Origin of the sequence: Xanthomonas sp. NCPPB 3761 (genome assembly GCF_041475705.2) — a bacterium.
GTDB lineage: Bacteria > Pseudomonadota > Gammaproteobacteria > Xanthomonadales > Xanthomonadaceae > Xanthomonas > Xanthomonas phaseoli.
The window spans coordinates 4035342-4050578 of sequence record NZ_CM191262.1; the positions used below are offsets into that span (position 1 = coordinate 4035342).

The 15237-nt window shown below is 59.2% G+C and carries 10 protein-coding genes; all 10 read right to left on the reverse strand.

All coding sequences use genetic code 11. The features are described 5' to 3' along the window. Positions 1–101: 101 nt before the first annotated feature. Entirely contained in the window at positions 102–2612 is a 2511-nt protein-coding gene (locus ACCQ00_RS17480) for a glycosyltransferase family 4 protein (protein ID WP_372353995.1), read from the reverse strand. Beyond that, positions 2612–4759, reverse strand: coding sequence for a methyltransferase domain-containing protein (locus ACCQ00_RS17485; RefSeq protein WP_039583364.1), 2148 nt, complete (start codon positions 4757–4759; stop codon positions 2612–2614). The genes ACCQ00_RS17480 and ACCQ00_RS17485 overlap by 1 nt, the downstream gene beginning before the upstream one ends. A 52-nt stretch (positions 4760–4811) precedes the next feature. Beyond that, entirely contained in the window at positions 4812–6098 is a 1287-nt protein-coding gene (locus tag ACCQ00_RS17490; protein WP_039571729.1) for an ABC transporter ATP-binding protein, read from the reverse strand. Continuing rightward, complete coding sequence (locus ACCQ00_RS17495; protein ID WP_080948900.1) at positions 6095–6889, reverse strand: ABC transporter permease; 795 nt, start codon at positions 6887–6889, stop codon at positions 6095–6097. The genes ACCQ00_RS17490 and ACCQ00_RS17495 overlap by 4 nt, the downstream gene beginning before the upstream one ends. 79 nt (positions 6890–6968) lie before the next feature. Further along, complete coding sequence (locus ACCQ00_RS17500) at positions 6969–10094, reverse strand: glycosyltransferase (protein ID WP_372353996.1); 3126 nt, start codon at positions 10092–10094, stop codon at positions 6969–6971. A 372-nt stretch (positions 10095–10466) separates the two neighbouring features. After that, on the reverse strand, positions 10467–11654 hold the full coding sequence (locus ACCQ00_RS17505) for a cystathionine gamma-synthase (RefSeq protein ID WP_039571715.1): 1188 nt from the start codon (positions 11652–11654) through the stop codon (positions 10467–10469). 99 nt (positions 11655–11753) lie between these two features. Beyond that, positions 11754–13124, reverse strand: a complete 1371-nt coding sequence (locus tag ACCQ00_RS17510) for a pyridoxal-phosphate dependent enzyme (RefSeq protein ID WP_039571712.1) — start codon at positions 13122–13124, stop codon at positions 11754–11756. A 236-nt stretch (positions 13125–13360) separates the two neighbouring features. Further along, the gene (locus ACCQ00_RS17515; protein WP_003484103.1) at positions 13361–13579 is read right to left on the reverse strand and encodes an HP1242/YdcH family protein; all 219 of its coding nucleotides are present in this window, start codon (positions 13577–13579) and stop codon (positions 13361–13363) included. A 350-nt stretch (positions 13580–13929) separates the two neighbouring features. Beyond that, entirely contained in the window at positions 13930–14820 is an 891-nt protein-coding gene (locus ACCQ00_RS17520; RefSeq protein ID WP_039571709.1) for an OmpA family protein, read from the reverse strand. Further along, positions 14817–15200, reverse strand: coding sequence for a DUF4398 domain-containing protein (locus tag ACCQ00_RS17525; protein ID WP_039571704.1), 384 nt, complete (start codon positions 15198–15200; stop codon positions 14817–14819). Before ACCQ00_RS17525 ends, ACCQ00_RS17520 begins: the two co-directional genes overlap by 4 nt. Positions 15201–15237: the final 37 nt, after the last annotated feature.

Consider the following 15237-nt stretch of genomic DNA (forward strand, 5'->3'; position numbering starts at 1 on the left):
AAAATTGGTGAAAACAGCCCCGCTCTGGATCACGCCCATACGCGTCCTGAGCATCGCCGTACAGGAAAGCAACGGCGCCATCATAACTTGCCTGACCTCAATCAGCCCCCTGGATCGGATACTAGACTTGCGGCCGGCTTCAGAAGTGCGGCGGCAAGTTGATCGGCGCTCTGCGCCCAGGTCAACCAGGGCAGCTCGTCAGTCCGCGGATGCGCGTTCTGCGTATGCAGCTCTAGCCATTTTTCGATGGCGCTCGCTATCTCCGCCGACGTGTTTCCTGCGAAGTATGCGGCGTGCTCGCCAGCAACCTCGCGGAACACCGGGATATCGCGGATCAGAATTGGCAGTCGTCGCTGCCCCGCCTCGATCAGTGGCAAGCCAAAACCTTCACCCTCAGAGGCGGCGATGAGGCAGGTGCAGGACTGGTAGAGTCTTTCCAAGAGCTCGTCGCTGGCGGAGCTGAGCCAAAACAGATTGCGATGAAGCTGGGGATGCTTTTCCAACTTTTCGCAAAGCTCGTCCACCATCCAGCCCTTCTTGCCGACGATCACTAGGGCGATCTCCTGCCCTGCAGACCATAGGTGCTCGAATGCGGCCAATACGCCGGCATACCCCTTACGAGGTTCGAGCGTGCCGACCATCAAGAAACTCCTCACCTGCTGCAGGCGAGAGAGAAGCGCGTCCGCATGATCCGGCATACCCTGACTGGGAGCACTTCCTTCAAGGTCAGCGCCAAGATGAAACCACGCGACGTCTGGCTGCATCCCGATTCCATTCTCCAGCATCCATCCGGTCACATCATCTGCAACGGCCTGCGAAATACAGATCAAGCGGTCCGATACGGAAACGATCCCTCGCAGCCAGCGCTCGTGGTGCTGCCCGCCGGGCCCGGGCCACCATTGTGGATTCCGCACGGGCAGGATGTCATAGACCACAAAACTGATTGCTACCCCTGCAACATGAAAGTAATCGAACCAATCGGAGGCCAGATCAACGGCGTGCCCCACCAGATCCAGACCGACGAAGACGTCGCCAGCGTGACACACCAGTGCCGCATCCTCACCAAGATCCTGACCTAGAAGGTGGCCGGCGTAGGCATTGGCGCACACATAGCGACGTGACTCGCGATCCAACCTGACGAGCTGGATGCGGTGGCCATGCGGTGGCCGGCGCAGCCACTCATTCGAGATGGCGCGCGTCACGCGCTGGATGCCCGTGCCACGATCGTGCGCGGCCAGCTCGGTAACGTCGAGCATGAGCATGCGCTCCTCTGGCGCTATGCTACGGTCCAACGCATCTGCTGCTGCAACCAGTGCGAGCGTTTGCGTACTTTTCCGGCCAAGTGCGGCCATGGCTACATTAAGTGCCTGACCAGCATCGGTGCGCGGCAAGGATCGCATATGCACGCTCTCGCAAGCGTCGAGAAACGCTGTTGCGCTTCTCTCCCAAGAGAACGCAGCAGCCCGCTGCTCCGAAAAAGCGCGAGCTCCCGCTACGGCTGCATCATTCTCAAGCATCCAGCGGATCCGCTCGGACATCTCGGCAGTGTCATACGGATCAAACAGCATGGCCGGCTCCGTGGCAATCTCCGGAACACTTGAAGCGTTGGCTGCAATGACCGCTGCACCACATGCCATTGCTTCCAACACCGGCAAACCAAAGCCCTCGTGCCAGGACGGAAACACGAAGAAGCGGCATTCGTTATAGAGCGCAACCAGCTCTTGGTCTGAAACATAACCGGTAAAGATGATCTCGTCCGCTTGCAACCCTCGCTCCGACGCGACGCGTTTGAGATCGTCCACCAACGGCGAAGGCATGCGTCCGGCCATGACCAGGCGGGCAATCCTACGCGTTGCAATGGGTAGTGCCGCATATGCATCGATCAAGCGGTTCAGATTCTTACGCCGATCCGCTCCACCGATATAGAGAAAAAACTCACCTTCGATCCCGAATTTGGCGCGGACCAAACGACGCGCCGGATGCTGGATTTCCAACCGTGCGAACACAGCATCGCATCCCGCAGAGATGTTGAAGACCTTATCGCTGGCAAATTTTCCAACCCGACGCGCCTCGTCAGCTGAACTTTCCGATATCGCTAAGACCGCATCCGCCCTCTGCAAAAAAGAAAACTTCTCCGCGTAAGCTTTGGCATAGACCGGATCATGATTGAGATAAACCTCTGGGTTCATCATCGGAATCAAGTCATACATCGTCACCACGGTCGGGATCTGGAAGGCACGACCGATGCTGGTCAACGCGTTGTCGCCATAGCCCTCAAACAGACTGGATACATGCACGATATCCGGACTCAATGAAGCCAGCGCTGCCTCCCTCACAATCTCGGCATGATTGCACCGCGTGCTATTCCCAGTATCGCAGGCATGCACGGGAAGAGGCACATACCACACGTGGATATTGCTCTGCGGAATGAGCCCCTTGAACGCAGCCCGAATATCCTTCACGGCCTCCGGAAAAGCACCGTTCAATGCGACATGGATATCGTGCCCCCGTGCGTCGCGAGCTACTGCAAGCGCCAACGCCAGGCTATAGCGCCCGATACCCCGGAAACGACTCTCCGACTGCGCTCCCTGCAGATCCATCACGATGCGCATCAAGCGGACTCCCCATTGCGTATGGCCAACATGCGCTCATAGATCTTATGACCACGCGCAGACAGCTTCGATGCCGCGACCCGCTCGGCAACCACGGTGACATCCACGACTTGGCCGGGACGCGGCCGATCCTCCACCACTGGCTGAATCACGCTATCAATCCCCATATCCGCCGCGACGGCGCCCCTGATCCTGGCATGGACGGAAGGCACCATACGCAACCAGTTATTTAGAACACGGGCAAGCGCGGGGCGCTTGAGAACACGACGAACCAGGGCAAGCAGGATCCGCTTCAGCGATGCGCGAGGCCACCTCACCAAACGCGCCATCCCTCGTAAAGGACGCGTCAGACGCCATGACGCGCTAGCCTGGATATCGTGGAGATTTTGCTCCGCAGTGGTGGCACGCAGGTACCAATGGTGGGCATTTTGAAGTGAAGAATTGAGCTGCAGGCGGAGTTCATCCAGCTGCTCACGGGCGACAGTGAAGCTGGCGCCGGAAGTCTCCAATCTCCGGCGAAGGTCATGCATATTCGAGGTGCCCGACAGCTGAAGATGATGCAACTCGCCTATAGTATCTTTCAGCCCACCGATCTCGCTGTTGAGCTTGTCGATGGCTTCTTCACGCTCATTTGCGCGCAGATACCAGTGATGGGCGTTACTCAGCGACTCACCAAGCTTGGTCTCGACTTCGGCCGAGCGTGCTTCGGCCGCCCGAATGGAGCGCTCATAGATGAGCAGTGCGTGCTCCTGCTTTCGCAGCAGCCATACCCAGCCGGCTCGCTCTACCTCATCATCTTTCTGGCCAATCGCCTCACTCAAAGCGCGAAACGTCCATTCCCCACGTGGGCGATTGAATATCGTATAGAACGCGGCCCGATAGCGAGCCGGCAGCATGGAGATATCGAGGAGCGGGCGGCGAACGGGCAATGGCGGCGCGATCTGCCCCTGCACCAATTCCCGCAGCGTTATCAAGAGCGAAAGAAGTAGGTCGTCTGGCCAGACGCAATCAACCGCGCTAGTCGAGACGGCACCATAGTCGATAAAGGTGGCAGTGCCGTTGTCATTGACAAGCAAGTTCCAACAACGCAGATCGTTGTGGTAAAGCCCGGCCGCCTCCAGCGCAACAAGTTGCGTAATGATGGAATCGGCTATCTCCTCGTAGGAATACGGCGCTTTGTCTTGGATCATCTCCGAAAGCAAGCGCCCTTGCAGCTGTTCTCGCAGAATCCATACGTCGCGACTGTCCTGCAGGTTGCGCATCAGAGCCGGAACAACCACCCCAGTAGGCGGATCACGCAAGAAGCTCACTTCATTTTCGTATTCTGCGAGGTTGATCTTCCTCCTCGACGCCTCAACCAAGGACATCTGCTTGAGAATCACGCCATCGGCAAAGTAGTAGCGTCGCGTCCCTGCGTGACTGTTCATGGCATGAGCGTGTGATTCCGTGCGCCACGAAAGAAATTCGCGGAAATCATCGCCAAGCATCCAGTAACGGCTGCTTGCGAAATACAGGGGCCTGGCGATACCTGACAGATGCGTTCCCTGGTGGGCCAGCACCCGGAGAAACGCATAGCGCTGCAGCAATTGCGCCGGGTCACCCGGCTGCGATGCCCCCCAATACAGCGGTTCTTCCCGCACAGCAAGCTCGTATATGCCAACTGCAATACAAGCGTCGATCTGCCCGATCAACCCGACAACAGGCTCCAGGCCATGCTCATGGATAAGATGATGAAAGACGCTCAGCCCGAGGACGAGATCATATCTGCCAACCTGCAGCCCCCCGACGATGTCCTCGATCCGGGCACATTCGAAAGTGGCCGCCACAAAGCCCTGCTCTTCCGCCAGCGCCCGGCATACCGCCACGTTGCGATCGAGAAAATCCGCACCATGGACGATAGAACCCCGCGCCGCCAGGTTGAGGGAGAAATAGCCTTGTGCGCATCCAAGATCGAGCACCCGAATCGGACGCCCCAATGCCGTCCGAAGGTGGGCGACCACATCGAGGATGACCTCCAGGCGGTCCTCGCACCCACGGGAGCTACCGTCAGAGATTTCTGGATGGCCAAAAATCGGCTGATACTTCTCGGGTAATGCAGCAACGAGATCGGCGATAGAACTGTTGCCCGGGGAAACGGAATGCGTCATCGATGGAAACCTGGAATTAGCGGCACGCCGATGGCGCGGACAGAGACGGCGGTCAAGGAACGTCGGCGGAAAATTCGGCTTTCAAGTCAACGATGCCCCAAAACTGCATGGGACGACTGACATCCAGCAAGATGGCATCATAGCGTCTGTCCAGGGGCACCAACTCGCCGAGCGGATCGCCGCTCGACACCCCCAACGACACCATGTAGTGCCCTTCATTCACGCTCAGCGGCAATGCGAAATAGCAGGTAATCACATCGCCTGCGCGCGGAGAAAGCGTCTTCCGTCCGTCGCTTGCCAAAAATGAGTTTGTCCCATAGAGGAACAGCCCTTCGAGCGTCTTCAACAACAGGCCCGGGACAACGTTGTCGAAGTCGCGCTCGAAAACAATCTTCATGTGAAACTTCGTGACCGCGCCGCTGTCGACTCTTGCGGGAAAACGCTCACCACTACTCGTCACCGCATAGTCGACGATCTTCGCTCCGCCCTGACCCCAGCGGTGCTCATTGCGGTTATATCCAGGGCGGGTATGGAATACGTCATCGATGCTTTCGCCCGGGATCGCTTCGATCGGAGCGGCCGCACCAGCAGAGTTAGAGCTGCGCTTCCGCCCAAAAAGTTCGTCCAGATACAAATTGGAAACTTCGCGCGCTGGGCCATCAGCGTAGACGCCACCATCTCTGATGAATAGCACGCGCTCGCAGTGCTTGACGATGTCACCTACTGCGTGGCTCACCAGGATCAATGTGGTCCCCTGCTCCTTGAATTCCTGCACGCGCTTGAAACACTTCGCCTGAAAATAGGCGTCTCCTACAGAAAGCGCTTCATCGACGATCAGCACGTCGGGACGGAACGCCGTCGCCACAGCGAACGCTACCCGCACTTGCATTCCGCTGGAGTAAGTTTGCACTGGCGCATCGAAGTACTCGCCGACCTCAGCGAACTCCTCGATCCCGGGCATGGCCGCATCGATTTGCTGTTGGGAGTACCCCATCAAACCAGCAGAATGGTAAGCATTCTGTCGGCCCGTCAGATCCGGATTGAATCCCATGCCCAATTCCAAGATTGCAGCAATTCTCCCCGACCGGACTATCGCCCCTTCGGTAGGCTGTACAGTGCCGGTGATCAGTTTCAGCAATGTACTTTTTCCAGCGCCGTTGCGCCCCACCACACCAACGGATTCGCCGGCTTTGATTGAGAACGAAACATTGCGCAAAACCCAATGCTCTTCACGTGCCTGCACCGGAGCACCGAACCAACTGGCCGCGCGCAGCCACTGACTGCTCCAAACCCGATACGCCTTGCCGACGGCCTCGACTCGCATGACGACATCACTCATAGCGCATCCACCATTTCCTGACTCGCACGCCGGAACACTACTAACGACATCATGCCTAATATGACGGTTGCCGCACATAGGGGCACCAACGACTGCCAGTCTGGCATTTTGTCGTAAAGCAGAACCTGCTGATACGCCGTTACCAGTGGGAACAAGGGATTCAGCCTGAAAATTTTGGCAACATTCTCTGGAAGAATACTAATGTTGTAGACGATAGGCGTTAGCCAGAAGAGCGCTTGCAACACTACTGGTACAACTTGTGCGATATCGCGCATAAATACATTGAATACACCTAGCAACAAACCGAGCGACATTGCAAAGGTCAACGTCAACAACAGCAAGAATGGTAACCAGAGGACCTGCTCCCCAGGAAAATGCCCCAGAGCAGCAAATACAGTAAATATGGCCAGCAACAGCAGAAGATTATTCACAAGCATCGCACCGCCAGCGATGAAGGGAAGACAAATCCTTGGAAAAGCCATTTTTTTCATCAAATTACCATTTTCCACAAACAACGAGACACATTTATTAATTGTCTCGTTGAACATACTCCAGCATAGCGTTCCAGCCATGAGGTACAACGCATAAGCATATTTATTGTCGATCCCAGGCAGCTTTGCCGACAAAACCTCTGAAAGGATCGTCGCAAAGATCAGCACCTGCATCAATGGATGGATGATCATCCACATCGCACCGAGCTTGCTCTGGATGAAACGCATCCTCAACTCGTTCTTGATCGAAGAGAAGACGAAGTATCTATATACCCATAATGGTCGCAGCAAGTCTTTCATGAGGTCACGCTTACCGAAGAGGGCAGAATAAGAATGGCAAAAATCTCAGGAAACAGAATAGGTAGGCCGTTATGGATGATCATTGAGGGAAACCAGCCTCTTCACACTCTAGCGCTAAAAGCGATGGAGCAGCACGCCGTTGCCAGAGTAGTGATCGGACCATGCTACATAGACGCTGTGCAGAGTATTGGACACCTGCGCGACTCTGAAGCGTCGGCAAAATTGCGGCGGTTGCAATAACTCCCTGGCTCTTGAGCAGGTTGAGATCGGCAACGTCTGTGACCAAGACGCGATCACATCGCCTGAGCGCCCGAGTCAGCGCAGGATCCCAGGGATCGAGCACGGTAATCTGAGGCAGCAGCACAATGACGATTCGGTCAAGATTAAGCTGGTTCTCCAAGAGACCAGCGAACCACTGTTGATGATGCAGAATTTCAGGACAATCGACCACCACCGCATTGCTCCGCTGATGCCCAATTCTGGGAAAGGATTGGCTTGCGCCCTGGCGTGGTTCTGCCAGAGCGCCCAACTTTGCCTCTCCCGTTGCAGCTAAAGATACGGCCGGGGCATCGATCTCGAATACGGCCAGCTCGCCGTCCAGGCTACAACTAAGCTCAGCAAAGGCGCTAGCTGTGCTAGAAGCTAGCGACACCGGGGCAACCCAGACGACGCGGGGCGTAACAGTACGGATCGGTCGAGCCGCTAGATCGCGGACAAATGCCAATAGCCGCTCCGCCACATCCGCCCACCGAAAGTGTTGCTGCAGCAGCCGTTGACCACGAAGGGTTCTTTCGTTTCGCTGCTCGGCCGGAAGGCAATGCACTTCGCGCAGGAGCTGAGAAAGATTCGTCCGAGATGGTTCAGCCCAAACCGAATGAGGGAGACCGAACACCGTTTCGGCAGGCGCGAATTGGTAATCAATCAGCCAGGCTGTCTGATCATTGCAAAATTCGCATTGACCGCCCCACGCAGTGGTAATGACAGCCAAACCGGACAACATCGCCTCTGCCAACGGTAGTCCGAAGCCCTCGGCTCGGCTGGGAGCAACCATAACGTCGCATTGGGTGTAAAGATGCTTCAAACTGGTACTTTCGATATCCTCCTCAATCAGAATTACGTGAGGAAAGTCGACCCGTTCACGACGCGCCAGATCCAGCAAGCGACGCACATCGTTCTGAGGGTTGGCAAAAGTTTTTATGATCAGCGAGACGTCATCGCTATCGCTAAAAGCATCGCCATAGGCCTGCAGCAGGACATCCACACCCTTGCGAGGAAGGCAGGAAGACACGTGGAGAAAGCTGAAACCACGCCGCTGCAATGAAGGGGCACCTGCAGCAGGAATCCGCTCCCAGTGGTCCACTCCGGCGCCACACACTCCGACTGGTATGGCTACGCCACTGTCAACCAATGCCTTAACGACATGAGTTGATAGCGCGGAGATACCCTGGACGAACTCATTGAAGTCAGCGACCCATGCATCAGGAATTGCAGACTCCTCCCAGGCATACGCATGCAACAGGTTAAACCGCGATGCCATGTCTGCAACACGAGGAGGATAAAGCAGACGACTACACACATCGGCCGCAACCGGTGCACTTCCCGAAGCGCGCGAATGAAGCAGCGCAACCTGCGGATCGGACACAAGAAACTGTGGCCTGGCGTCAAAGTCTCCCGAGCCGTCGGTCGAATGCAACAGTACATCAATCCCTTGCGCATCAAGCGCACGAGCCAGTTCCCGGTTCACCAGAGCAAGGCTGTAGCTGCTGTCGAACGGCCCTTCGACGCGCCACAAGGGAAGCCGAGGAAGCGGATGCCGTTGCCGCAACACTTCGCGCGCCAAATTTTCGTTCGCATCCATGGCGACTGCCGCCTGCATGAGGTCCGCATCCGTAACCAACTTGCGATCACCGCAAGCGTGCGCCAATTCCGTAACGAGCGCAGCACGCATTTTCTCCAGCTCCTCGCTAGCTTCACGCCAGCCCCACTGAGTGGCCTGATGGGACTGACTGCAGGCCTCAAACGCATCCAAGGCACGCGATGCGCTGCTTTCCCATGAGAACGCACGGGCACGTTGTGGCCCGTAATTCCGGAGGTCGCGCGCAAAATCAGCGTTTACAAGGACACGTTGTATAGCCTCGGCAATAGCCGCAGGATTGGTCGGATCGAACAAGGCATCTGCGCGCCCAAGCACCTCTGGAATGCTACTGGTGTGGGCACCAATCACGGCAGCTCCGCATGCCATCGCCTCCAGCACTGGCAGGCCAAATCCCTCAAGTAGTGAGGGCAGGACGAACAATTCAGCCCCGCAATACAGTTCGACCAGAGCTTGGTCAGTGACACGTCCAGTACAGACAACCCGATCCTGAGACAATTGCAATCGACGCGTGATCAGTGCAAGCCGCTCACGCTCCAACTCGTCCAGGTGACCTGTTATCACCAACTGATGGTCTCTCAGTATTTGCTGATCCAGCAGCGCATATGCCGCGACCAGTGTCTCCAAATTCTTGCGAGGATCCATTGCCCCGCTGTACATCAGATAGTTACCGAAGATTCCATATTCATGCACAAACCGCGCACGCATTACGCTATCAACATGGACGGGTCTAAAGATTTCCGAGGCCGCAGAGGAGATATTGACCACACGTTCTGGCGAAAACGACAGTCGCTCGATCGCATCGTTCCGAACGTAATCGGAGATCGAGAGCAACACATCAGCCCGCTGCAGCGAAGCAACTTTGTCTGCATACCATTCAGCAGCCCATTGAGTGGCGATGTAACGTGAATCGTGGAGCGGAATCAGGTCGTACAAGGTCGCAGCAGTAGCGCCTCCACCTCCCCTGCGACCAATGGAGGTCACTGCCCCGTCGTTGGCACCTTCGATCAGGCTGGTGACGTGCACGATATCAGGCTGCAATGTTTGCAGGAACGACTCACGCATTCGCTCCGAAGCCACTCGCCGCCATGCGTTTGCAGGATCGCGCCAATGCACGGGTTGCGCCGTCCGGAATGCCACGACCCGCTCCCGCGGTAGCAACGCAGTCAGCGATTCGATGGCGTCGCTGGCGATGTCTCCATTGATGACCAACCAAAATTCGTGGGCGCGCGGCGCACGCAACATCGCCTCAGCCAGCGCAAGCGAATAGCGTCCGATTCCTCTATGCCTGCTGGCGGTCTGAGTTCCCTGGAGGTCAATGGCAATGCGCACGACTCAACGATCCCTCGCAACCATCGCACAACGTAGATCTTCGTAGATTCGGGCGGCACGCGCAGTCATGCGCCCTTGCAACGCCAGACTGCTTGCCCTTCCATTGATCGCTAAGTGCCCCGGCCCCATTAGGCTCGCCATCCCAAAACGAACCCCGAGGCGTTTGACAGCCATGAGCAAGCCCGGCGTTGATGACAATGCGCGCATCAGACTACGTTTCAGCAACGGTCGTACCAAGACGTAGCGGATTGCCCGAGCCAATACCGAACGCAAGATCCCAGTGCGTGGCGAAATTCGAAGCGTAGCTACCTTCATTTGCCTGACATCGGAAAGCGCAACGAGTCGCAGCCTAGTGACATCTCGATGTGCTGCTCAGCGCGCAAGCGCCCGCTCCAAATCCGCCCGCAAATCCCCTAAATCCTCAATTCCCACGCTCAACCGCACCAGCGCATCGCTGATGCCGAGCTGCTCGCGGCGGGCCACGGGAATGGAGGCGTGGGTCATGACGGCGGGATGGTTCACCAGGCTTTCAACGCCGCCGAGCGATTCGGCCAGGGTGAACAATTCGGTCCTTTCGCAGAAGCGCTTGGCTGCGTCGAAGCCGCCCTTGAGGACGATGGAGACGATGCCACCGAAGCCGGACATCTGGCTCTGCGCGAGCGCATGCTGCGGGTGCGAGGCAAGGCCGGGGTAAATGACCTTTTCGATCGCAGGGTGGGTTTCCAGCCATTGCGCAAGCGCCAATGCGTTTTCGCAGTGGGCGCGCATGCGCAGCGGCAAGGTTTTCAATCCGCGTAGCGCGAGGAAACTATCGAACGGGCCTTGCACGCCACCGATGGAGTTCTGCAGGAACGCCATCTGCTCGGCGAGCTCGGCGTTGTCGCCGACCACGGCGATGCCACCGACCATGTCCGAGTGGCCGTTGAGATACTTGGTAGCCGAATGCACGACGATATCGGCACCCAGGCTGAGCGGGCGCTGCAGCATCGGGGAAGCAAAGGTGTTGTCGACCACGATCAGCAGGCCGTGCTTGCGCGCGATCGCGGCAATGGCCGCGATATCGACCAGCTTGAGCATCGGGTTGGTTGGCGTCTCGATCCACACCATCTTGGTGTCGGGGCGGATCGCCGCCTCGAACGCGGCCGGGTCGGTCAGGTCCACGAAGCTGAAATCCAGGCCGGCGGTGCGGCGACGCACGCGCTCGAACAGGCGGAACGTGCCGCCGTACAGGTCGTCCATCGCCACCACGTGGCTGCCGGCATCCAGCAACTCCATCACCGTCGAGGTGGCAGCCATGCCGGAAGCGAATGCGAAGGCGCGCGTCCCGCCTTCCAGCGCGGCAACGCAACGCTCGTAGGCAAAGCGCGTGGGGTTGTGGGTGCGCGAATACTCGAAACCCTGGTGCTCGCCGGGGCTGGACTGCGCATAGGTGGACGTCGCATAGATCGGCGGCATCACCGCGCCGGTGCTCGGATCTGGCGACTGCCCTCCATGGATCGCCAGCGTTGCGAGCGACAGCGCGCGCTCGCCGTCATGGCTATGAGTGGTGCGATTGGACATGGAGGTTCCCGAAAAAGTGGGCGATTGTAACAAGCAGGTCTGAATGGCCCGTGCCGCGCGTCTCATCCGAGCGCGCGGCGGTGCCGGATGACTGCACGATCACTGCACGCGACGGCGCAGGTAGTTGAGCAGGTCGATGCGGGTGATCAAACCAAGGAATTGCGTGCCGTCCATGACGATGGCGACCTGGCCACGGTCGAACACCGGCAGCAGCGCTTCGATCGGCGACGCGACGTCTAGACGATCCAGCTTGCTGACCATGGCAGTGGAAATCGGGTCGCGGAAACGGGCTTCGTCGCCATAGACATGCAGCAGCACGTCGCTTTCGTCCACGATGCCCACCAGCTCGCCGTCGTCGATCACCGGCAACTGCGACACGTCGTACAGCTTCATGCGCTGGTAGGCGGTGGTCAGCAGATCCTTCGGACCCACCACCACGGTGTCGCGCTTGTTGTACGGGCGCAGGATCAGGTCGCGCAGATCGCCGTGTTGCGGGCGCTCCAAAAAGCCGTTGTCGAGCATCCAGTAGTCGTTGTACATCTTCGACAAATACTTGTTGCCGGTATCGCAGACGAACACCAGCACGCGCTTGGGCGTGGTCTGCTCGCGGCAATACTTCAGCGCCGCGGCCAGCAGGGTGCCGGTGGACGAGCCGCCGAGAATGCCCTCCTTGGCCAGCAGCTCGCGCGCGGTATGGAAGCTTTCCGCGTCGCTGATGGAATAGGCCTTCTTGACCCGCGAAAAGTCGGAGATATCCGGCAGGAAATCCTCGCCGATGCCTTCGACCAACCAACTGCCGGACTTTTCGCTGACCGTGCCCTCTTCGATGTACTGGGTCAGGATCGAGCCGACCGGGTCGGCCAGCACCAATTCGGTATGCGGCGAGGCGCTGGCGAAAGCGCGCGACAGGCCGGTCATGGTGCCGGAGCTGCCGCAGCCGAACACGATGGCGTCCAGTTGGCCATCCATCTGCGCCAGGATTTCCGGGCCGGTACCGAATTCGTGGGCGCCCGGATTGTCCGGGTTGCCGAACTGGTTGATGAAGTAGGCGCCGGGGGTCTCGGCTGCGATCCTGGCGGCTAGGTCTTGGTAGTACTCGGGGTGGCCCTTGGCCACGTCCGAGCGGGTCAGCACCACATTGGCACCCATGGCCTTGAGATTGAAGATCTTCTCGCGACTCATCTTGTCCGGAACCACCAGGATCAGCTGGTAGCCCTTCTGCTGCGCCACCAGGGCCAGACCCAGGCCGGTATTGCCGGCAGTGCCTTCCACCAGGGTGGCGCCGGGCTTCAGGTCGCCGCGCTGCTCGGCCGCTTCGATCATCGACAGGCCGATGCGGTCCTTGATCGATCCGCCAGGATTATTCGCCTCCAGCTTGAGGAACAGCTCGCAGACGCCGGTGTCCAGGCGCTGGGCCTTGACGATCGGCGTGTTGCCAATCAGTTCGAGTACGGAGGAATGAATCGCCATCGGGATATCGTCGCTGCGCCACGCGGGCTAGACCGGTCATTATCCGACGAACCGCCGGGGAATGCTCATTCAGCATTGAACCGATTGCACAGGCCGGTGAACAAACAGGCTCAACCGGCAGCCGATCTGCCCTCCGCCAGGAACCGTGGCGCCAAATAAAGACGCGGACGGTGGCAAGCCGACGAGGAGGCCGCCACCGCCCGCGGCGGTGAACTTGTTCTAGCAGTGGGGAAGGATCAGTGGGTGAGCTGGTCGTACATGCGGGTGAGCTTTTCTTTTGCCTGCAACTTCTCGCGCTTCATCTGGCCCAAGGTCACGTCGTCGATCGGGAGCACCCCGAGTTCGGCATCCATGCATTTCTTGTTCAATAGCTTGTGGCGTTGGTAGAGCTGCTTGAACTGGGGATCGGACTTCATCAATGCGTCGATTTCGGTCTGCGGTTGCCCTTCGAACATGGCGTTACCTCCTTCACTTAAAACAAGAACGCCCCGGCCAGCGAAGGCACGGGGCGCAGCTTGGGGATGGAAGACCAACGCGTTGCAAAGGCCGACACACCAGCGGAACCACCAACAACCGCTCCACCAATGTGTCTCGTTGCGTGCCTCTGCATCACTGGCCCGGCCCTCCGTACTTCCCGGGCCGCGGAGTTGCTGCCCGGAGGTACGACCCTACGCCGGTCGCGAAGGGGGTTCAAGACCGAAACGGCCGCATTTGCCGTTCCCTGCCCCAATCAGTGACCGCGGTTCAACCAGGCGTCATGCACGGGTTAAAAGACCTTAACTTCCAATCACTTGCAACAATGCCATCAGGGGGCGACAACGACCTCGGCCGCGCGGGTCTTGCTGGCCGCGCCCTTGGTGCCGGTGACCTGCAGCCGCGAGGCAGACACCCCACCGGCCACCAAGGCATCGCGCAGCGCTTCGGCACGCTTCTTGGCAATGGCGGCATCGGTGTCGAAGCCGACGATGCTGACCCGGCCCTTCTTGCCGATATTCAGGTACTCGGCCAATGCCTTGGCCTGCCCGGCGGCATCCCCGGACAACGCCGCCTTGCCACCGAAGGCGCCACTGCTCAGGGAAAACACTTCGCCGCGGCTGTCGAACTTGGCGGGCGGCAGCTTGGCCCCGGCCACCAGCTCGGCCTCTTCATGCGCCAGCTGCACGGCCTTCTGCTGGGCCGCGTTGAGCTTGGCGGTCTGCTTGCCGGCCACGCTGGTCAACGCCAGCTCGGCGTCCTGGCGGGCGAGCGCTTCCTGTTCGGCAGCCTGGCGTGCCTGCTCGGCAGCCTCGGCCTGGATCTGCGCCTGCACGCGCAGGCGCTCGGCCTCCTGGCGCGCCCGTGCCGCGTCGCGGCGGCTGACTTCGATCAGCAACTCGTTGCGCGTGCCTTCCAGGCGGTCCAATTCGCGCCGCGCCAGCGCGGTGCGGGCGGTGAGCTCGGCGATTTCGACCCGGCGGCCGGCCAGGAACACCAGCTCGTCGCGGTCGCGGCGCTTGGCCTCGGCCAGCGCAGCCACGCTTTGCTGCGCCTGCAACCGCTCAAAGCGCGCCAGATCGTTGGTCTGCGGGTCGTTCTGTAGCGCGGCCAGGCGCCGGTTGAGCGCGTCGGCCTGCGGGTCGTCCTTGGCCGCCATCGCCAGCGGCGGCAACGTCGCCAGGCTCAACGCACCGAGATACAGCAAGGGGCGCAGGTTCATCGGCCGCCCTCCCAGGTATTGAGGGTGTTCTGCAACTGCGCCACTTCCTTCCTGCGCTGTTCCAACTGAGCAGTGACCACCGCTTCTTCGCTGCGGGCCTTGGCCAGGTCGGCGTCCGCGGCTGCGCGCAAGGCGATCTGGGGCACCTGCTTGCGCTGGCGCTTGTCCAGTTGCGCCTGTTGGGCCTGCATCAATTCCTGGCGAGCCAGGTTGACCAAATCCGGTGCGTATTGGTCGGCATCGGCCTGGGTCGCGCGTTGCACGGCCTGTTCGGCGGCGGTGAGCTCCGGTGCCACCTGGGCGGCGGCCGGAGAGGAAAGAATCATGAAACAGGCGATGCCATACAGGGATCGCCGCAAGTATGCGAAGCTAGCCGTCATTAGGGGAGCCGTAGCGAGAAGTCTCGAGCACGGCCAT

Excerpts from the sequence above, each read along its gene's own strand:
- ACCQ00_RS17480 (WP_372353995.1), bottom strand. The coding sequence starts at position 2,612 with ATGCGCATCGTGATGGATCTGCAGGGAGCGCAGTCGGAGAGTCGTTTC.
- ACCQ00_RS17485 (WP_039583364.1), bottom strand. The coding sequence starts at position 4,759 with ATGACGCATTCCGTTTCCCCGGGCAACAGTTCTATCGCCGATCTCGTT.
- ACCQ00_RS17490 (WP_039571729.1), bottom strand. The coding sequence starts at position 6,098 with ATGAGTGATGTCGTCATGCGAGTCGAGGCCGTCGGCAAGGCGTATCGG.
- ACCQ00_RS17495 (WP_080948900.1), bottom strand. The coding sequence starts at position 6,889 with ATGAAAGACTTGCTGCGACCATTATGGGTATATAGATACTTCGTCTTC.
- ACCQ00_RS17505 (WP_039571715.1), bottom strand. The coding sequence starts at position 11,654 with ATGTCCAATCGCACCACTCATAGCCATGACGGCGAGCGCGCGCTGTCG.
- ACCQ00_RS17510 (WP_039571712.1), bottom strand. The coding sequence starts at position 13,124 with ATGGCGATTCATTCCTCCGTACTCGAACTGATTGGCAACACGCCGATC.
- ACCQ00_RS17515 (WP_003484103.1), bottom strand. The coding sequence starts at position 13,579 with ATGTTCGAAGGGCAACCGCAGACCGAAATCGACGCATTGATGAAGTCC.
- ACCQ00_RS17520 (WP_039571709.1), bottom strand. The coding sequence starts at position 14,820 with ATGAACCTGCGCCCCTTGCTGTATCTCGGTGCGTTGAGCCTGGCGACG.
- ACCQ00_RS17525 (WP_039571704.1), bottom strand. The coding sequence starts at position 15,200 with ATGACGGCTAGCTTCGCATACTTGCGGCGATCCCTGTATGGCATCGCC.